The sequence below is a fragment of the Microcoleus sp. CAWBG27 genome, from assembly GCF_020883145.1.
In the GTDB taxonomy this organism is placed as follows: Bacteria; Cyanobacteriota; Cyanobacteriia; order Cyanobacteriales; family Microcoleaceae; genus Microcoleus.
Map to the genome: position 1 here is coordinate 19,754 of NZ_JAHREU010000060.1, position 25,138 is coordinate 44,891.

General features: G+C 45.1%; 14 protein-coding genes. 5 read left to right on the forward strand and 9 right to left on the reverse strand.

Translation table 11 applies throughout. From position 1 onward, the window contains the following. Positions 1–36 precede the first annotated feature (36 nt). Positions 37–195 carry a hypothetical protein gene (locus QZ938_RS25670; RefSeq protein WP_293144190.1) on the reverse strand — a complete coding sequence of 53 codons (159 nt, stop codon included), beginning with the start codon at positions 193–195 and terminating at the stop codon, positions 37–39. Between the two features lie 162 nt (positions 196–357). Beyond that, entirely contained in the window at positions 358–564 is a 207-nt protein-coding gene (locus QZ938_RS25675) for a transposase (protein WP_293144187.1), read from the reverse strand. On the opposite strand from QZ938_RS25675, the gene QZ938_RS25680 reads away from it, so the two are divergent. Together QZ938_RS25680 and QZ938_RS25685 are read left to right on the forward strand one after the other, a co-directional pair. Continuing rightward, positions 564–1,997, forward strand: coding sequence for a transposase (locus tag QZ938_RS25680; protein WP_293144184.1), 1,434 nt, complete (start codon positions 564–566; stop codon positions 1,995–1,997). The genes QZ938_RS25675 and QZ938_RS25680 overlap by 1 nt on opposite strands. An 86-nt stretch (positions 1,998–2,083) precedes the next feature. After that, complete coding sequence (locus QZ938_RS25685) at positions 2,084–5,713, forward strand: CHAT domain-containing protein (protein WP_293354259.1); 3,630 nt, start codon at positions 2,084–2,086, stop codon at positions 5,711–5,713. A gap of 661 nt (positions 5,714–6,374) precedes the next feature. Here QZ938_RS25685 and petH read toward each other — a convergent pair. Further along, complete coding sequence (gene petH / locus QZ938_RS25690) at positions 6,375–7,583, reverse strand: ferredoxin--NADP reductase (protein WP_293354261.1); 1,209 nt, start codon at positions 7,581–7,583, stop codon at positions 6,375–6,377. 666 nt (positions 7,584–8,249) lie between these two features. On the opposite strand from petH, the gene QZ938_RS25695 reads away from it, so the two are divergent. Further along, a complete protein-coding gene (locus tag QZ938_RS25695) occupies positions 8,250–9,254 on the forward strand; it encodes a phosphoribulokinase (RefSeq protein WP_293144172.1) in 1,005 nt (334 codons plus the stop codon). Positions 9,255–9,818: 564 nt separating this feature from the next. On the opposite strand, the gene QZ938_RS25700 is transcribed toward QZ938_RS25695, so the two are convergent. The 4 genes from QZ938_RS25700 to QZ938_RS25715 all read right to left on the reverse strand — a co-directional run bounded on the left by QZ938_RS25700 (position 9,819) and on the right by QZ938_RS25715 (position 16,311). After that, a complete protein-coding gene (locus tag QZ938_RS25700; protein ID WP_293365653.1) occupies positions 9,819–12,596 on the reverse strand; it encodes an amino acid adenylation domain-containing protein in 2,778 nt (925 codons plus the stop codon). Positions 12,597–13,025: 429 nt separating this feature from the next. Then, a complete protein-coding gene (locus QZ938_RS25705) occupies positions 13,026–14,228 on the reverse strand; it encodes a restriction endonuclease (RefSeq protein ID WP_293354265.1) in 1,203 nt (400 codons plus the stop codon). 161 nt (positions 14,229–14,389) lie between these two features. After that, positions 14,390–16,096, reverse strand: a complete 1,707-nt coding sequence (locus tag QZ938_RS25710) for an AAA family ATPase (RefSeq protein ID WP_293354267.1) — start codon at positions 16,094–16,096, stop codon at positions 14,390–14,392. Between the two features lie 41 nt (positions 16,097–16,137). Beyond that, positions 16,138–16,311, reverse strand: coding sequence for a hypothetical protein (locus tag QZ938_RS25715; RefSeq protein WP_293329882.1), 174 nt, complete (start codon positions 16,309–16,311; stop codon positions 16,138–16,140). Between the two features lie 251 nt (positions 16,312–16,562). Here QZ938_RS25715 and QZ938_RS25720 point away from each other — a divergent pair, with 251 nt between their 5' ends. Then, positions 16,563–18,215, forward strand: a complete 1,653-nt coding sequence (locus QZ938_RS25720; RefSeq protein WP_293329880.1) for an FAD-dependent oxidoreductase — start codon at positions 16,563–16,565, stop codon at positions 18,213–18,215. Between the two features lie 202 nt (positions 18,216–18,417). Here QZ938_RS25720 and QZ938_RS25725 read toward each other — a convergent pair whose 3' ends face one another. Next, on the reverse strand, positions 18,418–18,795 hold the full coding sequence (locus tag QZ938_RS25725) for a GxxExxY protein (protein ID WP_293144152.1): 378 nt from the start codon (positions 18,793–18,795) through the stop codon (positions 18,418–18,420). 324 nt (positions 18,796–19,119) lie between these two features. Here QZ938_RS25725 and QZ938_RS25730 point away from each other — a divergent pair, with 324 nt between their 5' ends. Continuing rightward, the gene (locus tag QZ938_RS25730; RefSeq protein ID WP_293354270.1) at positions 19,120–21,885 is read left to right on the forward strand and encodes a valine--tRNA ligase; all 2,766 of its coding nucleotides are present in this window, start codon (positions 19,120–19,122) and stop codon (positions 21,883–21,885) included. 141 nt (positions 21,886–22,026) lie between these two features. Here the strand turns inward: QZ938_RS25730 and QZ938_RS25735 are convergent, their stop codons facing one another. After that, a complete protein-coding gene (locus QZ938_RS25735; protein WP_293354272.1) occupies positions 22,027–25,035 on the reverse strand; it encodes a HEAT repeat domain-containing protein in 3,009 nt (1,002 codons plus the stop codon). Between the last annotated feature and the right edge of the window lie 103 nt (positions 25,036–25,138).

The window sequence follows — 25,138 nt, forward strand, 5'->3', positions numbered from 1 at the left end:
CTGTAGCACTGCAAATGGCGCAAATATGCAGGCGCACTATACAGAAACCGCGTTGCTTTCGAGATTTCTGATGGCTAAATCCGATCGTTTCTCGGAAACCCGGTTTCTGTAGCCAAGTCCTATGATGGTAAATGTAAACCCGCCCCGCTGCAAGTCTGTCGGGGCGGGTTTATCTGGTTTAGGGGTGGCGCACAAACAGGTTTTTTGGGCCAGATAGACTGCATTGTGCGGATGTGTATGCTGGAAAAACCCGGTTGCTTTAATTCTTCTACCTAAGTCTTCAAGTTAACTAACTGCCGGGAAGTCTAAGGGTATATTTAGAGGGATGAATCTCAATTGCAGCGCTCAGTACCCCGACTAAATTACCGCAGGGATGAAAGGCTCGTCGGTCGGAGGAACACCAGCCCGACAATTGAGTTCAGCTATCACCGATCGACTTTCGGGGGCGTCCTGATTCTCAATATACTTCCTAAGCGCAGAAACAGTGACGCCTCCACAGGAAGCAATGAAATACGAACTCCTCCATCTATACTGTGAGCAGGTCGAAAAAAAGGAGGTTTCCAATGCAACTCACGTACAAATACCGCCTCAAACCCACAAAAGCCCAATTGCGAACAATCACGACTCACCTAGAGTTCTGTCGCCGTCAATACAACTACCGATTGAGTGAAAGATTTAGATGGTGGGAATCGACGAGAACGCCAGTTAACGCTTGCCCCTTAACTGCCTGCATAGTTCCCGTTAAGGAAATTTACCAAAACATTCCCCTGACTAGAGTGCAAACTAGGGATGGCAGAAAGAAAGATGAATCAGGCAATCCTTTGAGCAGGAAAGGTGATGTTTTCTCAAATATTGAAGGCGGTTACGTGCAGTGGCAAACCATCCAGTTAGCCGATCTAAAAAACACTAAAAAACTGTTTCCTGATTACAAAGCTTTAAATTCTCAAGTTTTGCAGGATGTGGTTAACCGAGTGGAAACTGCCTTTTCAAATTTCACCACACCCGACAAAAATGGCAATCGCAGAGGTAGACCTAAATTCAAGGGATTTCACTACTACAAATCTTTTACTTATCCTCAACTATATAATTTAGATATTATCAAGGATGAGCAAAGTAGAATTTGTGTGAATTTAGCGAAGATAGGTCAAGTACCGATGGTATTCCATCGCCCAATACCAACAGGATTCGTGGTTAAGATGGGGACAGTTGTTAGAGAAGCAGATGGGTGGTATATTGCCCTGACGCTAGAAGATAAGACGGTTCCTGTGACGGTTGTAGAGATTCAACCGACTGATGAAAACACTCTTGGTATTGACTTGGGGATTACTAACTATGTTTACCTTTCTAATGGCGAAAAAGTAGAGAACCCTAGATTTTTAAGGAAATATGCCGAGAAATTAGCAAGGCTTCAGGCAAAACTAGCTAGTAGAGTCAAAGGTTCTAAGCCTTGGCAAGTTATCAAAAACAAGATTTCTAGACTGCATCAGTTTGTAGCTTTAGCGAGACTTGATTTTCAATTCAAAACAGCACATGAGCTGTTTCGCAAATGCGCTGTTTTGGTGGTTGAAGATTTGAGTATCAAGAATCTGACCAGACTTGCCAAAGTCAAGAGTGAAATTGAAGGTGATAGCTTGATTTATCTCCCAAATGGTCAATCAGCTAAAAGCGGTTTGAATAAATCAATGCTTGATGCTGCTCACGGTCAATTTGCTAGTGTCCTCAAGTATGTGGCCTGGAAGTTGGGTAAAAATGTTTTGTTCGTCGATCCAAAGGGGACTTCTCAGTATTGCTGGAATTGCCTCAGCAAAGTGCCGAAAGAGTTGTCCCAACGGTGGCATTCTTGTCAATGTGGCGAGTCTTTAGATCGAGATGAAAATTCGGCTAAGCTTATCAAAAAGATTGCTCTGAATTATCAAAGTGGCGGGGGAACTCCGTCACTCAAAAAAGCCTTTGCAAAAAAGGAAAAAGAAGCCTGCGGTCTAACGGTACTCCGTTGACCGTCAGGTTCGTTCACACAGTTCCTGATTTCATATGGCTGCACGGAAGCAGCAATCCTATCGTTAATAGTTCGGCGGAATGCACGATGGACGAACAGCGTCGCGAAACTGATGTTAATATGCTCCGAGCGCTGCTGGAAAATCCTGTGGACTCAGGAATAGATTTGATTTTGAGGACTGACTCAAAGTCGATCGACTTTGGGTTTGTGCAAATGCTGTACTTGGAAGAGCCGGCACTGACACGAGACAGCTTGCTCAAAGCTGCAAAATTCTTTCAAAGGACGATCGCACCCTTAGAATCTGCCAAAAGCAATGCTAAATTGCCCGGAACCGGCGCAGCATATCTGGCTTTTTTAGCAGAAGTATTGCAAGCAGTGGCGCGCAACCCTGATTCGCAGCACGTGTACGCGCTGCTGAGAAACAATTTAGACAAACTCGACCAGAATTTTGCGGATCTGCTGCGCCGTTGGGCAAATTTGGTACTCCCTACTGCCCAAGAATCAGAGGCGAGGCGCATTGCGGCCCTAATTGGCAATCTGAGCAACAAAATAGGGCGGTTTCCCCTCGGTAGCAAGGCGAATAACTTGGAAATTGAAATCGCCGGTTACGAAACCGTGGCTAAGGTGTTTACCCGCAAAGACTTTCCCCAAGAGTGGGCAGTCATGCAAAATAATCTGGGCAATGCTTATACCGATCGCCCCAAAGGCGATAAGGCTCAAAATATCGAACAAGCCATTGCTTGCTTTGTCAATGCCCTGGAAGTGCGAACTCGCGAACAGTACCCGGAACAGTGGGCGACGCTGCAAAACAATCTGGGAAACGCTTATAGCGAGCGCCTCAGGGGAGATGCGGCCGAAAATCTCGAAATTGCGATCGCCTGCTATCAAAACGCCCTACAAGTTCGCAACCGCGAAGGTTTTGGGGGAGATTGGGCAAGCACTCAAAACAATCTCGGCCGCGCTTACAGCCGCCGACTGCGCGGTGACAAAGCCCAAAATCTCGAACAGGCAGTCATTTGCTACCACAATGCCTTGCAAGTCTACAACCGCAAGATGTTTCCCCGGCGCTGGGCGACGACTCAAAATAATTTAGCAAATGCTTACTATGAGTTCCTGCGGGGGAATCGGGCAGAAAATCTCGAATACGCTGTCAATTGCTACCAGAGAGCTTTACAAGTGCGGACTAAGGAAGCTTTTCCGCTGCAATGGGCGACGACTCAAAGGAATTTGGGCCGGGTGTTTATCGATCGAATTAAGGGCGAAGGAGTGGAAAATCTGGAAATGGCACTCACCTGCTTTCAAAATTCTTTGCAAGTCTACACTCGCATCAAATTTCCCGAAGCCTGGGGTTCGATCCAAACTTACCTCGGCAGGATCTACAGTCTCCGGGTGAAAGGGGAAAAAGCGGAAAATCTGGAAATGGCGATCGCCTGCTATCAAAATGCTTTGCTCTTTTGCAACCGCCAAAAAACTCCCGAACGCTGGGCAATGCTCTGTGCCTACCTCGGCCGCGCTTTCAGCCAACACGTCAAAGGCGAAAAAAACCGCAATCTCAAAAGCGCGATCGCCTGTTATCAAAATGCAGCCCAAGTCTACACCAAGCAGGCTGCTCCCCACCGCTGGGCCATGCTGCAAATTTATCTGGGCCGAGCTTTTTCGGAACTGACGGAGACGGAAAACTCGTCTCGCATCGAAAGCGCGATCGCCTGCTATCACAGTGCCGGCCAAATCTACACTCGCGAAACCTATCCCCACCGTTGGGCACAAATTTTATTTTATTTGGGTGAAGCTTACCGAAGGCGAGGCGAGTTGCTGCGCGCCTACGGCGTTTTTACTACTGCTGTCGATACTGTGGAATTCTTGCGGAGCGAAGTTGGGGTTGATGCGGCAGATTTGGGCGATCGGGGAAGTAACTCAAAAGCCAAATTAGTCAGCACCTGGAGAGGACTCTATAAATCCCTCGTACAAGTTTGCCTAGAACTCGGCCCGGGCCAGCCGGAATATTACGCTAAAGCCCTGGAATACGCTGAACGCCACAAAAATCGGAATTTGGTAGAACTCCTGGTTAAATCCCCCCTGACCCCAAAAGGCGACATTCCGGCAGCGGTACGCAGCGAGTTGGAGTCATTGCAACTGGAAATAGCCAGGGAACAGCGGCAGCAACAACACCGACAACCCGAACCCAGCACTAGCTTGATTTCTGAGGGCGACACCTCTGGTTTGAACAGCGGTTCTCTGATGCCGAACACCGATTTTATGCACTTAAATCAATTGTGGCGGCAGTTTGATGGGTTGATTGCGCGCGAGGTGCAGGCAAACGACCCTTTCTTCAGCTTAGCTCGCAAAGTTGAACCCATTACTTTCGAGCAAATTCGCCAATTGTTGCCTGATGCCAATTGCGCTGCTGTGGTGTGGGCGAGTTTGGAGGATTTGGTAGTGGCTTTTGTGGTGGTGAAGAGTGCAGAATATCCCGCCGTTCACCTCTGTGCGGCGGGAAATGCTTTAGCTGCCGAAACTTGGGCCGGAGAGTACCTCAGCGCTTATTCCGAGCAAAAAGGTCGCTGGATCAATCATCTCCCGGCTCGCCTCAAACGCTTGGCCGCGCTGTTGGAAATCGATCGAGTGGTGGCGCTGATTCCGGAAAATTGCGATCGGCTAATTGTGGTGCCGCACCGATTTTTGCACGCTTTGCCGCTCCATGCTTTGCCTTTGGGGGTGAGAGACGGGTTGCAGGACACCGGGGCAATTTTCAGGTCTCATGGCGGCGATCGCAGCGGTTTCGATCTTTTGGATACGCACAACAGTTCGGATTTTTCTCACAGTTCGTCCTTTGGGGAAATTTCACCTCCTCCTGCTTATTTGATCGATCGATTTGCCGGAGGAATTCGCTATGCTCCTAGCTGCCAGCTATTGCGGTTGAGACAAATCGCGCGCAGCGCAGCTATCGGCCGCTACAGACCGAATTTGCAGCACCTGTTGGCAGTTCCCACTTTCAGCAGAGATGCGCTTTACAGCAACCTGGAAATCGGCAATATTTCCCAGTGTTTTTCCAGTACAGAAATTTTGCGACAGAAGCCAGCAATTAAAGAGGCTTTTTCTCGATCGATATCTGTAAATGATGGGGATTCATCCGCGAAAATAGGACAAGTGCAGCAGAAAAAATGCGCTCACTTTGCTTGTTTGAGCGTGCTTGATTTCGCTTTCCCGCTCAAATCAGGCGTATTTGTGAGAAATGATACTATGACTTTGGAGGAAATTTTTAATTTCGATTGTCGGCAATACTTTTTAGTTACTTTATCGGCTTGCGAAATTGCAGCAGGCTCAGTCAGCGGTACAGAAGATTTTGTCGGTTTGTCCGCGGGTTTGTTGTATGCTGGCACATCTAGTGTTGTCAGCAGCCTGTGGAAAGTGAATGATGTTTCAACGCTGCTGCTGACGAGCAAGTTTTATGAAAATCTCGGGCGTTTTCCTCGATTGCAAGTGGGAGATGTGGCGCGATCGCTTGCGGAGGCTCAAAGGTGGCTGCGGGATTTGACAGGCGAGGAATTGGAGGTGTTGCTGGCGGATTTTCAGCCTCAAATTTCGCAAATGTTCGATCGGCTTTCACAAAGTTCTCGCCTGATTGCTGAAGCATCTTTACAGCAAATTCGCAACCGCAAACCCTGTCCTTTTGCCAATCCTTATCACTGGGCAGCTTTTACTGCTGCTGGAATTTAGTGAGTTGACTGTTGACTGTTGACTGTTGACTGTTGACTGTTGACTGTTGACTGTTGACTGTTGACTGTTGACTGTTGTCATTAATTATAGCCCAATACCGTTTACTGGTATAGCGCCCTGGGGGTAAAATCCGATGAGAAATAGATACGGAGATTGCTTCGTTCCTCTCTTCGGACTATCTTAAGTAAACCGTATTGAATTATAGCCCAGATTCCGCAGATCTTTAAATAGAATTGATGGTTATGAAATTAAAAAATTCAAACCTGAAGTGTTTGCCCAGCAAGCACTTCAGGCTTTTTTGAGTTATACCATTTTTCTAAATATCCGATAGAGATCGAGGACGACAAGACATTGTAATGTATCCACTTTCCCTGTTTGCTAAAGTCTGTCATAACTTTAAAAAAATGGTATTAGCTCAAGGATTCCACAAGGGAATATATTAGGAAATATCTGTGAATTAAATTTTTTTTATGTCGTCGCAAAAATCAGACAATAATACCAAAATTAGAAAAGACAGGCGCAGATGTTTTTTATAAAGTGAATACATGAAAAACCTTACTCATCAAAGCCATAACTGCGGAATGCGGGCTGAAAACTGTTTCATAAAAAAATAGGGCAAGCCTAAGCTCGCCCTACAAATCAGATTAAATCACTCTACACATTAATAAGTTTCAACGTGCCAGCGATGCTCTTTCTTCAACTGTTTTTGATAGCCAGCCCAGTCAATGCCGTGCTTGCTAGATGCAGCAGACATTCCCTGATCGATGCCGCCTTCCATGCCCTTCAAACCGCAGATGTAAGTGTGAGTTTTCGGCTTTTGAACCAATTCCCACAGTTGGTCTGCGTTCTCTTGAATCCGGTTTTGAATATACATCTTGCCGCCTTCTGCACTCTTTTGCTCGCGGCTGATGGCATAAGTCAATCGGAAATTATCGGGGAATTCGCGCTGCAATTGCTCCAACTCTTCTTTATAAAGAATGTTGGGAGTATAAGCAACTCCAAAGAACAGCCAAGCTAAACCTTTGAATTTGTAATCGGGATTGTTTTCTTTAAACATCCGCCACAAATAAGCGCGGAAAGGAGCAATACCCGTACCAGTAGCCATCATGATCACGGTGGCATCTTCGTCATCGGGCAAGAGCATTTCCTTGCCTACCGGCCCGGTGATTTTGACATCAGCCCCTGGTTCCAAACCGGTGAGAAAAGTCGAACAAACGCCGAACACTTTTTCGCCACTGTTCGGATCGTTGTACTCTAGTCGGCGGACGCACAGAGATATAGTTTTGTCATCTACATCGTCGCCGTGACGGGTGGAGGCGATCGAATAAAGCCGAATTTTGTGAGGTTTACCGTTTTTATCAGTCCCATCGGGAATAATCCCGATACTTTGACCTTCTAGATAGTGCAAGTTGCCTCCAGAAATGTCAAATTTGACGTGACGGACTGTACCATCGCCGCCTTCTCTGACCAATTCTTCTGTAGAAATACACTTGCCAATATAGGGATTGGCCGGCTTGTAGAGGTTAACAGGAACCTGAACTTTTTCCTTTGCTTGAGTCATGGGCTTAGTTTTTTCTCCAGATTTCTGACTCTGTAGCCCTGCTTCTGGTGCGACTTTGCCATTAGTAGTTTCGGGAGCGCCGTTTGAGGGGCGGATGCTGACGATTTTGCCACCCATGCGAGCAATTCTCCGCATTTCCTGATTCATGCGATCGTAAGGCACGGAGATAAAGACGCTGCCACTACGGCGAATCGGGTGATTTGTTTCGTCAGTTGCTGTACTCTGACGCATACCCTCCACTTCGTAAACAAAGATGCGGCTGCCTGATTCTGAGTTGGCCGCTACACCAGATATGCTTGGGCTGTACATTTGTTGCTTGTCCTTCACGATACAGAGTTATAAAGAAAGAGAATGTGACGTTAGACTCAATTTACTTTTTTCTTAAGGCCACCTGGACTAATTTGCCCGCGCGAATCTTTGGGCCTCGCCGCGCAGGCGGGAGTGTCAAGTTGAGATCGCTCTGCCTCTAATTCCCGATTAGCCGATCGCCGCCCTTGGCCTCGCCCGGCTGCATTCAGGTGTTGACCTATAGCTATTGTTGTCTGCGTACTGCCAATATTTTACCCGATCGGGGGATCTGCCCCGATAACTCGTTCTGATTTGGGGAGAGGGGGAGAGGAGGAGAGAGGGAGAGAGGCGGAGAGGAGGAGAGGGAGAGGGGAATACGGCTCAAGAAATATACAACTTAAATGCTGTCTTGCTGAAAGCAAGATTTAGCTAAAAGATGTTGAGCTTGTAGGGGGCGGACGCATTCTGGTAAGATTAACCACTAAAGTTAGTATTAATTTCTTGCCTTGAAGATTGCTTGGGTCTTCCCGGGCAGGCAGTCAACTGACTCCTGTATGCTGGTGAGCGCTCGATCCTCTCGGGGTAGCAAACCCGCAGAAAGCCTGCTTGTAGCTACCTGCGGGCTGAAATTTTTTGGAATCTAGACTTCAGTTACTTAGTAAACAGTGATTTTGTTAGAGGGAAACTATGACCAGTAAGCCGGATCGCGTGGTTTTAATTGGCGTTGCCGGAGACTCCGGATGCGGAAAATCTACTTTTTTGCGCCGATTGACAGATTTGTTCGGGGAAGATTTCGTGACTGTAATCTGCCTTGACGACTATCATTGTCTCGATCGCAAGCAACGCAAGGAAACAGGGATTACCGCCCTTGACCCCAGAGCGAACAATTTTGACCTGATGGCCGAGCAAATGAAAGCGCTCAAAGAAGGTCGGGGAATAGACAAGCCGATTTACAACCACGAAACCGGTCTGCTCGATCCTCCTGAGCGGGTAGAGCCGAATCACGTGATTGTGATTGAGGGGTTACACCCCCTTTACGATGAGCGAGTCAGAAATCTCCTCGACTTCAGCGTCTACCTCGACATCAGCGACGAAGTAAAAATTGCTTGGAAAATCCAGCGCGACATGGCGGAACGGGGCCACCGTTACGAAGACGTGTTGTTTGCAATCAATGCTCGCAAACCGGATTTCACAGCCTACATCGACCCACAAAAGCAATATGCTGACGTGGTAATTCAAGTATTGCCGACCAACTTGATCAAAGATGACAAAGAACGGAAGGTTCTGCGCGTCCAAATGATCCAGCGCGAAGGTATCGCTAACTTTGAACCTGCGTATTTGTTTGACGAAGGTTCAACAATTAACTGGATTCCTTGCGGTCGCAAACTGACTTGTTCCTATCCCGGAATTAAGATGTACTACGGCCCAGATGCTTTCTACGGCCACGAAGTCTCGATTTTGGAAGTAGACGGTCAGTTCGAGAATCTCGAAGAAGTGATTTACATCGAAAGCCACTTGAGCAAGACTTCTGCGAAATACGAAGGCGAGTTGACTCACCTGTTACTCCAACACCGCGAATATCCTGGTTCCAACAATGGCACAGGTTTGTTCCAAGTATTGGTCGGATTGAAGATGCGGGCGACTTACGAGAAGTTGACTGCAAAAGAATCAAAAGTTGCTGTTAGTGTTTAGAACTCTGGCATGAAAGATTTGAGAGGCGCGAGTGCGCCTCTTTTTTTGTGAGTGAAATGAACGGTAAACCGCGCTTGTGTTGACTGTTGACTGTTGACTGTTGACTGTTGTAGCAACGAAATTAAACCGCTTATGCTGGAGGGGTCAGAAATCTATTCATGAGTTTATTTCTGTCCTAACCGATGTGGAGGTTGCTGTACAATTCATTTCAGAAATACCGGAATTTCAAAAAATGCTTGTATTGCGTATGAAATCTTTAGATGAGATTCGCAAAAAAGCGTTAACCGAAGCATATTGAGTTAGGGTAGAGTGTTTAGAAATAGAGAGTTTAAAAATGTTTTGCAGGCTCGATCGAGGGAAGTTCTACGTTCTTGATTTATCTATAGCGGTTTTCCCAAAGATGAGGTCTTCACGAATTTATTAACTATTCCCCAATCCGACAATCCCCGAATCCTCGAATCCCTTAATCTCAAATCTAAAATCTAAGTTGTACCTCATCTTTCCGATCGCCGCAATAAGTTCGATGTCACCCTGACTGAATATAGATTAAGAATGCCAAAAACTTTAGTGGTGCACCATTCCCTCTTCCAGCAATAGCTTGATTTGGTTGCCGATCGCCCCGACATTGGGTTCCTGTAAAATACTTAGATGGTCTCCAGGTACATCGTAAATGGTCATACCGTCTTTGAGATAAGGTTTCCAGCCTAGATCCGGATCGAGACTGACACTTAGGCCATCTTGAGAATCGAGCGCTCTAAACATAACGACTTTGCCAGCATAGGGTTTTGGCAGGTAAGCTCGTTCTGCTTGCTCAATTATCTTCTCTGTCATCAAATAGTCTGTGGTGTAAGACATTGACTCTGTAGGTTCTTTCACCTTAATGTTTTGCCCGATCGTCTTGCGGGCCAGCATTGTCATTTTGTCTGTAACTGTCGTTATTTTATCGACGACACTACTGACGATGTAACCTATACCCTGCTTAGCAATTTTTTGGGCATGGAAGCGCAGTCGCTGCTGAATGGGTAATGGCTTGTAGGCAGAGGGCAACATGGAATCAAACATCACAACTAACGCTGTTTCCTGTCCTTTAGCTGCCAATTTTTGAGCTACCTCAAAAGCAACAATACCTCCAAATGACAAACCACCCAAATAATAGGGGCCTTCTGGTTGTACCTTCACAAGTTCATTGATGTAATAGTCTGCGATCGCCTCAACTTGATTGACTGGCCCATTCACGCCATCTTTAGCAATGGCAATTAAGCCATATATCGGCCGATCTAGGCCCAAATATGGAATTAACGGATGATAAATAGACACTCCTTCAAACAGAAATAGTGGTGTCTGAGAACCCTTCGGTTGAATCTCAACTAAAGAAAGGCTTTGGTTGGGGATATTGCCTTGACGTAGAATGTTGGCTAATTGTTTGATGGTTGGGGCTTGGAAGATAATCGATAGTGGCCAACTCTGCTGGAACTTTTCATCAATTTTGTCAGCTAAGCGAGCTGCTAACAGGGATGTACCGCCTAAATTCATGAAATTATCGGTAGTACCGATCGGCTTAATACTGAGTACCTGCTCCCAAATTTTGACAAGTTGAGATTCTAGCCCATCAATAGGCAACACAATTTCACCCTGCTGAAGCATATCAGCAATCTGCGGTTCTGGGAATGCACGACGATCGACTTTACCATTGGGGGTCATGGGGAAGATCTCCATCACTACAACCGCTGCCGGAATCATGTATGCCGGTAGCTTTGTTTGTAGAAAACTACGCAATGCAGATACCTGAGTTGGTTGTCCGTGCTTCGGAATGATATATGCCACTAAGCGCTTTTCACCGGGTACATCTTCCCGTGCCAAAACTATACCTTGCTCCACAGATGGGTACTGTTCCAAATAGGTTTCAATCTCTAGTAACTCAATCCGAAAACCTCGAATTTTTACTTGAAAATCGATGCGACCAATAAACTCCAACGTTCCATTGGGTAAATAGCGGGCAGTATCCCCTGTTGTGTAAAGTTTGGCTCCAGGTCGATCGCTCAATGGATTAGGAATAAACTTACTTGCAGTGCGTTCTGCCAAATTGAGATATCCCCTTGCAAGCCCTGGGCCGCCAATATACAGTTCTCCAACATCGCCATCTGGTACAGGATTTAGGTTTTCATCCAGAATGTAAATTTGGCTGTTGGGAAGAGGGCGACCGATCGGAATGTCTGCTTCACTACTGAGATCGTAACCTTCAGCGATCGGGTCAAAAATGGTGGCAGTCACCGTAGTTTCAGTCGGCCCATAGGTATTGAGCCAACGAGGATATTCTCCAACCAATTGTCGCCATTCACCATACAGAGCGCGAGAGGCTTTTTCTCCGCCCACAATCACCAATCTCACATCTGGAGGCATGGGAACATTTAGCAATGAGAGTCCGCTGACGAGGCCGTGCCAAAAAGCAGTTGGCAAGTCCAGAATAGTAATGCGTTCTTGCTCAATAAATTCGAGAAATTTGCGGGTAGAGCTAATACACTCTTCAGTTCGCAGCACGATTGTTGCACCACTTACCAAGGATGGAAAAACTTCCTCAATGATGATGTCAAAGCTCATGCTAGAGAATTGAAGTACCCGATCGCCCGATCCAAGATTAAACGCCTGTACGATCGCCTTGCTGTGGTGAACAATGCCTCGGTGAGCAATCATTACACCCTTGGGATTTCCGGTCGAACCAGAGGTATAAATAACGTAAGCCAAATCCTCGGGCGTTCTCAGCAGAGACAAATTTTCAGTGCTGTAGGGCGCGATATCGTGCCAGCCTGTATCTGGACAAATCACGCGAGCATTGTGTTCGGGTAAAAATTCAACCAGATCCTGTTGAATCAAAATGAATCGCACAGCGGCGTCTCGTAACTTGTACGCTCGACGTTCGTGGGGATAGGCTGGGTCGATCGGCACATAGGCCGCCCCAGCCTTCATCACCCCTAAAAAGCAAATCACCATTTCCATGCACCGATTCATACAGATAGCAATCAGTTCATCCGGTTGCACTCCTAGTGCTTGAAGGTAATGGGCGAGCTGGTTTGCGCGTTGATTTAAGGCATCGTAGGTTAATTCTTGCCCTTGAAATGACAGGGCGATCGCATCAGGAGTCTGCTTAACCTGTGCTTCAAACCATTGATGAATAGTCACATAGTCAGATGGAGTTAGATCGAGTTGAGAGTCCTCGACAAAGGAAATATCCTGACTGTGTAATGGAAGATCCATACAGACATCGTCAGTAGTTTTTAGTGAATCAGTTTCCTTGTTGGGTAAGTACCCATCACGACTCGTCAAAACATCTTGAGAATTCATCATATTTTTGATTTAAGTAGAGTGAGGGAGGTTAAGAGAGGCACCCTAGGGAAAATTCCTTATCGCCCATTGATCCAGATCACAGCTTTTTGGGGATTGCTTATTTAGCAATCTCGAAACTGTCACATTGCAGTAATAATACGTATATGACGGCGCGAATCAATGTGCTTTTGGGGAACAGAAGTTGTTTCTGGATAATTACTTTTTGTCCTGTTTTAATTATATGGCTTATTAATTGATTTGGTCTAGATCGAGACTGTTTTGGAAATTATCTCATTGGCGATCGGGGGCGATCGGGAGCGATCGCAGTAAACAAGCAAAGCACTTTAGCTACCTTACTCCTTCATTAGAGCTAAACTGCTTTGCCTGTAAGTATTTCAGCTATTTACATTTTTTTGTATGCCTTAAAAATTTGTACCTTTACTTAAGTTGTCACCAATAGGAGACGGTGCTGGGAAGTAGAGAGGTTAAGAATATTTTTCCGGCTTCATTGAGATCGTCATTTAGGGAAAAGTTTAGACTGCGAACTCGCAGATAGCCATTTTTTATGTCTAGTGGCTGTTTGAGGTCTTGCGGGTAGATGAGAATTGCATTGTTACACTTTACTGCATTGGCGTAGGCGACTATTTGATGGCGGTCTCCACTGTCTGCTCGATCGGGAGCTTTGTATTTGGTATCGAGGACGTATTGGACTGTACCTGTTTCTATGTCGCACAAAAGTAAGTCAATGCGATCGAAATAATTTTGGTCGTGTGTAACTAGGTGTTGTTGCTTGACAAAAAAGCCTTTTGGTGTATTTGCTGTGAGCCATTGAGCGACAAATTGTTCGTATAACTTCGCCATGTCTATGAGAAAAGGTAGCATTTGGCGATCGCCCTTTTCGTGACTTGGCCCAGTATTCTCCAGAAAGAAGCGACAGAGGGCGTGTAATATTTGATAATCTTGATTCAGACGGTGATAAGTGCGATAGATACAAGCTTCTGATTTAAACTGTTTTAATGTGACAAATCCTTGGAGTGCGTGAAAGGCTTTTCGCACAGTGGATGAAACAGATTCACCGCACAAACCGCCGCGCCCAATCATGAAAAGTGTCCAAGCAAGTATTTGATTATCTTCGATATCGCCTGTTTGTTCGTTATAGTGACATTTTAGTTTAACTTCCCAAGGTTTTTGCACAGCTTCCCGGACATCGAGACGACCGCGAATATAGGAAAGCTTTTCTATTTTTGGTAAGTAATCGCGATATAATCCTTTCCGACAGCGTTCAATAATTTTCTGAGCAAGGATGTTAGCTAATCGTTCATATACTTGTTCCAAAGATTCGCACTCAATCTCTCCTTTAGGAAAATTTATCTTAAGTTCGTAGGCATACTCAAGCATTCCGAAGATATTGTTTATGGGAACCTTTGGGCGGATGGCAATATGAAATTCTGGAGTAATTGGAATGTTGCCAACTCTGCCTTTAGATTTTAAGTGCCATTGATATTTTGTTTTAGGGTTGGGAAATTCTATGTCGATTTCCTTGTCATAATTCTGGAGTATTTTTTCTCCTACTAATTCGGGGATTAAATTTCGTTGAAAAGTTGCTAATTGATATTCTGTAAGTTCGATGATTTGGGGTGATTCTCGTTTCATAGAAATACGGTTTAGTTAGTGGTTGTCATTGCGAGGAACGAAGCAATCGCAAACACCATCATGTCATTGCGAGGCACGAAGCAATCGCAAAGCCTTGAGATTGCGGAGCGCAGTGAACAATGACATTGTTTATTTTTGTCCATGTATTTAGCATTAGATTATCACTTGCTAAATTTGTCCTTGATTTTATACCAGCAAAATTCATCCATTTTTTCCTGGTTGTCAAAGAAGTATTCTTCGAGGTATGGCTCAATTTCCATTTGCCAAATATCTTGGATATCTTCAGTTAAGGTTTTTGTCAAAAAGAAGGAGATACCTAGTTCATAGTGTTTGTTGTTAATTGCCCGATTGACATTTTTGAGAATGCTAGTTAATTTATCAACGGGGAAACCTGTTTTCTCTCTGTGGTGATACTGTCGCAGGACTTCATAGTTGGGATAGATGGGAATGAATGCGAAACGGCGGCGGAGTGCGTTATCAACTAAGGCAATAGAACGGTCTGCGGTGTTCATTGTGCCGATAATGCGGACATTTGTAGGGATTTTAAATTGTTGACCGCTGGCTAGTTTAACAGTGCGATCGCGATCGTCAAGCAAATACATTAACTCTCCAAAGACTTGAGATAAATTTGCACGATTAATTTCATCAATAATGAGAACGCAGTTATCTTCACAGACTTCGGCTTTTTCACAAAATTCTAGGAATCTACCGGGAACTATTGAGTAGGTTAATTGTCCGTTTTTAGTTGTTGGGCGGAGGCCTTCGATAAAGTCTTCGTAGGTATAGGCTGGGTGAAATTGGATAATGTCTGAGAAACCGTCACCACCACCGATTAAGTGTTTGGCTAGTTTTTCTGCAATGAAGGTTTTTCCGGTTCCGGGCGGGCCTTGGATGATGGCTTGGCCTTTGCGGTTAATGGCGTGTATCCATTGGGTTAGTTGGGTTGTTTGAAAACCTGTAAGTTTTGAAATTTTTTCGAGTTGATACACTGGGTTAAATTCCTGTTCATATACTGAAAAATATTCACTAATAAGAAGAGGTAAATTCTTATTGCTAATGAGAAATAAGGGAAATACTTTTTTAAACGTTTGTGCTATTTTGTAAACTATTTGTTGAACAGAATATCCTAATATTTCTTGTAAATCAAGTGAAATGCCAACAAAAATATCATTCAAAAAAATCATTTGTCGTTCCAATTCTAGAGATGCTTCTGAAAAGTTTTCAGATTCTAATGAATCCAGAGGAAGCTCTTTCAAGATACTTTCTAAAAGTTCATAAATACAAGTATATTTGCGCGGTTTTTTTGTGCTAGTAAAAACAATATCCTGCCAGTTCAAAGTACGAGGAACGCGATAATAGCCATCGGGTTCTTTTTCAATGCTATAGTCTAAATAAAATTCATCTTTATTGGGAAGGTTATAACCTTTAAGTATTTCTACTGAATCAAGGTCATTTCTATATTTTTTTTTATAATTGTATAGCATGAACTCAAACACAGTCTTTTGTGCTTTTAAACCAAAAGTTAATGTGGGGTATTCCAATTTTAACATTAACTGAGCAGCTTCGAGAGGAATCATACTGTTAAAATTACAGTAGTCTACCCTATAGACTACTGTAGATTCCGAATATTTTGATGAATCAATGAGGCAACAGCTCTCATACTTAATATTTATATACTTTTTGATAAAATCAGGTAACTGATCTTCTACCTGGCTTAAAATATATTTAACTGGCTTTTCTACATATTTTAAGAAATCTTTTTTATGTGTTATGTGAAAATCTGAGCTTGGGTTTTCAGAAAATTCTGCCAATAAGCTAAATGTCTCTGTTGAAAAAGGACATTCAGGATGTACAAAAACTTTTTCCATTTTTTCTGTATTTTTAAGACGACTTAATTGCTGTTGTTAACTTATTGTAGCCGATCGCCCTTAACATACAAAGATTCCAGAAACCTCACTGCTTCATCAAGCACAGCTTCCGGTAACTGTTCGAGAATTGCGATCGCCCTTTGACGAGTTTCTCCATCCACTGCTGTTGGTTGCTGCGATTCAGTATTTGCTAAACAGCACAACCTCGTGAGCATTAGGGCCGATCGCAGATTGAACACACAAAACTTGTACTTTCATCAGTTTATCGTTTTTCACTGATGCTTTGAAAATAGCAGCAGAGTGTTACGGTTACTACAAGCTGTGAATTAACTTAACATCAATACTAATCGCAACCGTTCCCGGAAAACTTAAACTTGTGCCGAAATTACCTAAACGTGGTATATTCAACTCCGTAAACCCTGAATAGCACTTTCAGGTAATCCAAAATTATCAAAAAGTCAACTAAATGCTTCCTACTTTCAAGAAAATAGCTGCCATTGCCATATTTTTTGTAGCCATAAAAGTTTTAGCTGACTCCCCGTATTTCAAAGACGTAAAAAGCTCGATCGCCCACCGCAATCTAGCAAGTGCCACCTCAGACACCGAAAGCCTGCGACAAACAGCCACAAACAATCCCCCAGCAGCGCATCCAACACCAGCAGATCGCCACTTCGATGTAGTAGTATACGGCGATGAAGTGCCGGGAATCTGTGCCGCTATATGGGCAAAAAAGACCCTAGGTGCAAAGGGAAAAGTCGCGGTAGTGCGATCGAACCATGAAACCGCAATGTTAGGCGGCGTACTCACCCGCGGCGGCTTAGGTTACGTCGATTTAGATAAAATCCCCGACTGGTACAACCAACCCTACGCCCAATGTTTCCGGGAATTCCTCGACAAAGCCAACGTGCCCGAATCTTGCTTGGAACCAAAAACAGCAGATAAAGCACTCAAAGATATGCTTTCAGCAGCCGGAGTTAAAGTTATTTCCAACTCGACTCTCACTCCCCACGTAGTCGATAAAAAAATTGAATATGCCGAAGTAAAAGGCAGTGGCATCAAAATCAAAGCTAACTCTTTCATTGACGTAACTCAAGATGCCGAACTCGCAGTCAAAGCCGGGTTATCTTATTATACAGGATATGAATCGCAAAATATTAAATCCAAAAATGAAACCTTAGCGATATCTATAGTTCCGACAATTACGGGCCTGACGATATCCGATCTCCGTAGAATGGAAGATGAGATTCTTTACAACACGCCTTTAGTAGAAAAGATTAAAACAAGTATTACCAAATATAAAGATGATGCGAGTGCCGAATTTTGGATGAGGAATTTTTTAAGCCCGATTTATCAGGCATATCGAGACGGCTACAATATTAGAAGTGTAGCTTTGGGAGCGGCATATCATGTTGATAGAAATCTGCCCTTTACTCAAGATAAAGGCTTCTTTTTTGACAAGGCAAATATTTGCGTTTATAAGGATAATTCCATGTCGTGGAACGGCTTTCTGTTTAAATATCAAGTTGACCAACTAATGAAGATGGAAGCTAACGACAGAAAACCGACTCCTGAGATGCTAAAAGAAATGTCATATCTGCAAGAATGGCTGCAAAAAAAATCGGGTAAAGATGTGAGAGTATTTATCCCTGATGAAGTTTACATCAGACAAACTTTGAACGTTCGGGATGTGGTGGCGCCGCTAAGTGGGAAGGAGATTATCAAAGGAGGAACCGAGGCCGAAAAGTCGATCGGCAGTTTTTCCTATGATTTCGACTTGCGGGGCGGAGTCAAGGACTTGGAATCGAGAATTCCGCCACTGCCAACCTATAATTTTGGGATAGAGAGCGCTTTGGCGAGTAAAGTGAGTAATTTGGCGATCGTAGGGCGATCGTCCGGTTATGTCGGGATGGCGGTATCAGTCGGGCGAATTGCGACGGTGAATATTTATCAAGGACAAGGTGTGGGCGTGGCGGCGGGTTTGGCTAGCAAGTTGGGAGTGCCGTTGAATACGATTACTTCGAGTAAAACGAGAGAAACTTTAGAGACTTTAACGGGGAAAACTACATATTTGTCGGGGAGAGATACGAGTTATGGGGTGGATTATAAAGAGGTGAAATAGATATTAAGAGGATTTTACCACAGAGACCGCAGAGAACACAGAGAGGAGAAAGATCAGAGAATTTTCCACAACATCCAAAACTCTCATAACACTCTTCCCTCTGCGCCCTCTGCGCCCTCTGCGGTAAAAAAAATCTTCTCTTAATAAGAGGATTTTACCACAGAGAGCACAGAGAACACAGAGAGGGAAAAGTGAGAGTTTTTTAAGACAGGATCAGGCGGCGGATTCCTTCTTTTAAAAAGCGGACATTAAAATTAATGAGAAGACCGAGAGGATAACCAGTCATCTTCAGATATGATATAACTTGAGCCTCATGGATAGGCAGTATAGTTTGGACTGACTTTAATTCAACAACCAGAGTGTTAGCAACCAGCATATCGTATCTGCCTTCCCCAACCACAACACCCTTATAAAGAACATTCACCGTAGGTTGAGGGTCAAAACGAATTCCCCGCCGCAACAGTTCTTCACGCAACGAATTCTCATATACCGCTTCCAAAAACCCCGGCCCCAACTCCTTATGAACCTCCATCGCCGCCCCAATCACAGCGTAACTCAATTCATTAAGATCCTCTGCCAACTCCCCTCTCCTCTTTTCAAATCAATATCAAAATCATAACCCAAAACCCTCGCAACACTATTCCCTCTGCGCCCTCTGTGCCCTCTGCGGTTCAAAAATCTTCTCTTAATGAAGTGGATTATAGAGAAGTGAAATAGATATTAAGAGGATTTTACCGCAGAGGGCGCAGAGAGCGCAGAGAGGAGAGGGATGAAAGGTTTTCACTAGACCCAAAACCCTCGCAATACTCTTCCCTCTGCGTCCTCTGCGCCCTCTGCGGTTAAAAACTCTTCTCTTCCCTCTCCTGTGGCACAATCATAAATAAGATACAACTCCAAAGCCACCATGACCGCAAACCTACCGCCCCAATACGACCCCAAAGCCACCGAAACCAAGTGGCAAAAATACTGGGAAGACAACCAAACCTTCAAAGCCGATCGCGAAAAAGGCGGCGAACCCTACTGCGTTGTCATTCCGCCACCCAACGTGACCGGCAGCCTCCACATGGGACACGCCTTTGAAGAAACCCTAATTGATGTCCTCGTCCGCTATCACCGCATGACTGGACGCAATACGCTGTGGTTGCCGGGAACCGATCATGCTAGTATCGCTGTTCAAACTATTCTCGAAAAACAACTCAAAGCACAAGGCAAAACTCGCCACGATTTAGGTAGAGAAAAATTCCTAGAACGGGCTTGGGAATGGAAAGCTGAGTCTGGCAATACTATTACTAATCAACTCCGCAGTTTGGGCGTGTCTGTCGATTGGTCGCGGGAACGCTTTACGATGGATGAAGGCTTATCCGCTGCGGTTTTAGAAGCTTTTGTTCGCCTCTACGATGAGGGGCTGATTTATCGCGGCAATTATTTGGTGAATTGGTGTCCGGCGAGTCAGTCTGCTGTGTCGGATTTGGAGGTGGATCAGCAGGAAGTTGAGGGGCATTTGTGGCACTTCCGCTATCCTTTGACGGATGGTTCTGGCTATTTGGAGGTGGCGACGACTCGGCCGGAGACGATGTTGGGCGATACTGGCGTTGCTGTGAATCCACAGGACGATCGCTACAAGCATCTTATCGGTAAAACTGTCACTTTGCCGATTGTCGATCGCGAAATTCCAATTTTTGCCGATGAATTAGTTGACGCGACTTTCGGAACAGGTTGCGTGAAGGTGACTCCCGCCCACGATCCGAATGACTTTGAGATGGGTAAGCGCCACAATTTGCCGTTTATCAACATTATGAATAAAGACGGCACTTTAAATGAAAATGCCGGAGAGTTCCAGGGACAAGACAGATTTGTTGCCCGCAAAAATGTGATAAAGCGGCTAGAAACAGACGGCGTTTTGGTAAAAATCGAAGATTACAAACATACAGTTCCCTACAGCGAACGCGGCAAAGTTCCCGTCGAACCGTTGCTATCTACTCAATGGTTTGTGAAAATCGATCCTCTGTCTCAGCGCGCTTTGGAAGCCTTAGATCAAAATAATTCACCTGTCTTTGTTCCTGAAAGATGGACAAAGGTTTATCGCGATTGGTTGGTGAAGCTGAAAGATTGGTGTATCTCCCGACAATTGTGGTGGGGACATCAAATCCCGGCTTGGTATGCTGTTAGCGAAACAGGGGGCGAGATTACTGATACAACGCCGTTTGTGGTGGCGAAAACGGAAGCTGAAGCTAGGGAAAAAGCCGAGGCTAAGTTTGGTCAGGATGTCCAGCTAGCAAGAGATCCAGATGTATTGGATACTTGGTTTTCGGCGGGATTGTGGCCTTTCTCAACTTTGGGCTGGCCGGACGAAACTAAGGATTTGGATTTCTATTATCCGACAACTACTTTAGTTACGGGTTTTGATATCATCTTTTTCTGGGTTGCTAGAATGACGATGATGGCCGAACATTTTACTGGAAAGATGCCTTTTGAGACTGTTTACATTCACGGTTTGGTGTTGGATGAAAACGGTCAGAAGATGTCTAAGAGTAAAAACAATGGTATTGACCCGCTGCTGTTGATTGCGAAGTACGGGACTGATGCTTTGCGCTACACTTTGGTTAAGGAAGTGATTGGGGCCGGGCAGAATATTCGCATGGAGTACGATCGCAAAACTGATGAATCTAAATCAGTTGAGACTTCCCGGAATTTCACTAATAAGTTGTGGAATGCCGCCCGGTTTGTGATGATGAATCTGGAGGGACAGACGCCGCAACAGTTGGGAAGTCCTTACCCCCCCCAGCCCCCCCTTGCTAAGGGGGGGAGTGAAGAAGGGTTGGAATTGTGCGATCGCTGGATTCTTTCTCGCTATTATCAAGTTGTACAACAAAGTCGCACTTGTTTAGAAAATTACGGTTTGGGAGAAGCGGCGAAGGGGCTTTACGAGTTTATTTGGGGTGATTTTTGCGACTGGTATATTGAGTTAGTCAAGTCTCGCTTGCAGCAGGATGCTGAACCCAATTCTAAGAAAGTTGCACAGCAAACTTTTGCTTTTGTGTTGGAAGGAATTCTGAAATTGCTGCATCCTTTTATGCCGCACATTACTGAGGAAATTTGGCACACTCTGACTCAAACTGGTGATGGTGATTGTTTGGCTTTGCAAGCTTATCCTGAACCTGACACATCGCTAATCGATCCAGAATTAGAACAACAGTTTGAGTTGTTGTTCGGGACAATTCGCACTATTCGCAATTTGCGGGCTGATTCGGATATCAAACCGAGTGTGAAGGTGACGGCGATTTTGCAAAGCGAAAATGAAAAAGAACGCCAAATTCTCTCGGATGGAGGCGTTTACATCAAAGATTTGGCGAAAGTCGAAAATCTGACGGTGACAGCTAGTTTAGACGCAGAACCAACCCTTGATAAGGGGGGGTCAATTGCTGGGGTTGTTGGTACTGTCCAAGTCTTGATTCCTTTGGCTGGTGTGGTCGATTTAGCGGCTTTGCGTGGTAAGTTGGAGAAGAAGCTGGCCAAGGTGGAAGCTGAAATTAAGCATACTGCGGCGCGTTTGACTAATCAGAAGTTTGTGGATAAGGCTACTCCTGATGTGGTTAAGGGCGCGAGGGATGCTTTGGCGGAATCGGAAAAACAAGCTGAGATTTTGCGCGATCGGCTAAAGTTGTTTTAAGGAGTCATTAGTCAGTTGGCAGTTGGCAGTTGGCAGTAGTGGCGGGTGGGGTGAGAAACCGGGTTTTTACCAAATCTCTGGTGACAACCAAGTATCTTTGTAAAAACCCGGTTTCTGAGCTCCCGTGCGTCATTCCTATGGCTAATTCACGTCTTCGGATACGCCTTCAATGAAGGCAACAAGTCCTTTGCCCCAGGGGTTTGATTCGGCGAAGTGTTCGCCAACTTTCACCGCTGCATTTTTGCCGCCATTGTAAAGCCGTTTGAGGCTGATTAGGTTTTGCCACTCGATGGGTTTTTGCTCTTTGATTTCTTTAAATTCTGCATCAATAATATTGAGTGCTTGTTCTTCGTCTTTCACATAAGTATACTTTTTTTCTAATGCCTGAATGATTTGCACCACTGCATTCAGTGCAGCTTCAGGGGAGGATTGCTGGGCAGCGATGGTGAGGTTTTGGGCTTGATTGCCGTAGTTGGGGGCGAAGTTGACGGGGGCGTGGAAGGTTGAATTGGAGAAGTCTTGGGTGGGTTGATCTGCCATTTGTTTTGTTTTTTTGTGGATTTGCTGGGTGGTTTCGTCAATTTTAGCAAGGAGCTCGTTTGGTTGGGGTGGTTTGGCTGGCTGCTGTGTTAGGGACAACTGACGAATCGGGTAGTTGTAGTATTTGCAGGCGGCTTGGATGGCGAGGATGAGGCGGTGAACTTCTGTGCCGGATTTGGAGGGAATTAAGGTGAGGAGGTGGGGGAGATGGGGGGCGACTTTCTCTTTGTGCTGCTTAGCGATATTGGCTAAGGCTTCTGCCGCTATCCAACGATAAAAGTCTGAATCTTCAACCAGTTTAAGCAATCCCTCAATTGCTGCCTTGTCACCGATTTTGCCTAAGGCCTCTGCCACACTAAAACGCACAGCAGATTTTGAATCTTTAACGAGTTTAAGCAATCCCTCAATTGCTGCCTTGTCACCGATTTTGCCTAAAGCCTTTGCCACTTTCTCACGCACAGCAGAGTTTGAATCTTCAACGAGTTTAAGCAATCCCTCAATTGCTGCGTTGTCACCGATTTTGTCTAAGGCCTTTGCCACACTAAAACGCACAGCAGATTTTGAATCTTTAACGAGTTTAAGCAATCCTGGAATCGCTGCCTTGTCACCGATGTTGCCTAAGGCATCTGCCGCACTCGATCGCACATCAGAGTCTGAATCTTCAACGAGTTTAAGCAATCCTGGAATCGCTGCCTTGTCACCGATGTTGCCTAAGGCATTTGCCGCACTCCAACGCACATCAGAGTCTGAATCTTCAATGAGTTTAAGCAATCTCTCAATTGCTGCCTTGTCACCGATGTTACCTAAGGCATCTGCCGCACTCGATCGCACATCAGAGTCGGAATGTTCAACGAGTTTAAGCAATCCCTGAATTGCTGCCTTGTTATTGATGTTGCCTAAGGCATCTGTCGCCATCCTACGCATAGAATATTCTGAATCTTCAAGGAGTTTAAGCAATCCCTCAATTGCTGCCTTGTTACCGATTTTGCCTAAGGGTTCTGCTACACTACAACGCACATCTGAGTCTGAATGTTTAAGGAGTTTAAGCAATTTAGAAATCGCTGCCTTGTTACCGATTTTGCACAACGCATCTGCCGCTATCCTACGCATAGCATAGTTTGATTTTTCAACGAGTTTAAGCAATCCTGTAATCGCTGAATTGTCACCGATTTTGCATAAAGCTTCTGCCCCACTCCAATGCACATCAGAGTCTGAATCTTCAATGAGTTTAAGCAATCCTGGAATCGCTGCCTTGTCACCGATTTTGCCTAACGCATATGCTACACTACAACGCACATCAGAGTCCGAATCTTTAACGAGTTTAAGCAATTCAGAAATCGCCACCTCGGAACCGATTTCACCAAAGGCATATGCTACGCTACTACGCACATTAGAGTCTGAATCTTCAACGAGTTTAAACAATTCAGAAATCGCCACCTCGGAACCGATCGCACCTAACGCATCTGCCACCCTCCCACGCACATCAGAGTCTGAATCTTCAACGAATTTAAGTAAGCCTGGAATCGCATCATCCGATCGCACTTCGCCTAAAAGCCCAACCTTCAACCACCCCGGCACATCCAACCCATCCACCAACCCAACCGTGCGCTTCTGAAAATCCCGCTGTACCTCCCCCGCCAGCCGCGCCCCCAACATCACATCCACCTCCAAAGCCAGCCGCACCACCCGCTCCGCCTCCTTCTTATCCTCCAACAACGACAGCATGAACGCCAGAGGTTCCTTCCATTTAAAATAATTTAAATAAAAATGCTTTAACCGTTCATCCTCAATTACATCTGGATGCTTATCATCAAAAAGTTTCTGCAACGCCAGCCCCGCATAATACTCCTGAAATAATTGGTGATGAAACTCAATTTCCTCCGGCTTTGCCGCCACCTGCAACAGATGATGTTTTAGCAGATCTTTTAGCCATTTTCTTGCCTTTATTGGCGCATCCATTACCCCCCGATCGCGCAACCAGCCCTCCAAAATTATCCCAGCCCGATCGCGACGAATCACCAAGCTTTTCGTAGGCTGCTGCAACATCACAAAAGCCAACTGCTCCAAAAACTCCGACTTAAACAGCGAAAAATCCTCCAAAAACCAGGCATCGTCCTTAAACTCGTTATACTGGCGATCGAACTTCTGAAACAATTCGCCCTTACTCTGGGGAATTTCCCCGGTATTTTCAAATACCTCACACATCATCTTCAACAGCAACGGCGTTTCTGCTATCTTACGCAAGCTATCACGTAATTGTCGCAGCAACGAATCTCCATGTTGTGGCAAATGTTTGTGCACAAACTCCCGCATCTGCGGTTGCGTCAGCGCGCACATCTCCAGTTGTTTCTCAATTCCGAAAGATCCGCCCAGCGCCAAATCCCGCGTCGTGAAAATCATCCGCGTATGGGAATTGTGCTCGTGAAATTGCTGCAAATCTTTGTGCCCTTGTTGCGATGGTATTTCATTCACGCCATCCAGCAACAGCAGCAACTTGCCATGCACCCGCAAATCCTTCACCTCTTCCGGGCTAACAATGAGCTCTGCATTCTCAAATTCTGCATAGATTGCATCTACGATCGACTGATTAGACCTCTTGCGAAAGTGCAATCGTTCGAGGTAAAATAAAACAAAAATTAGATTGAGAATATGAATTACGAAGAATTACAAAAGTTAACCCCCAAAGACTTTAAACGCTACTGTGGAGTACATC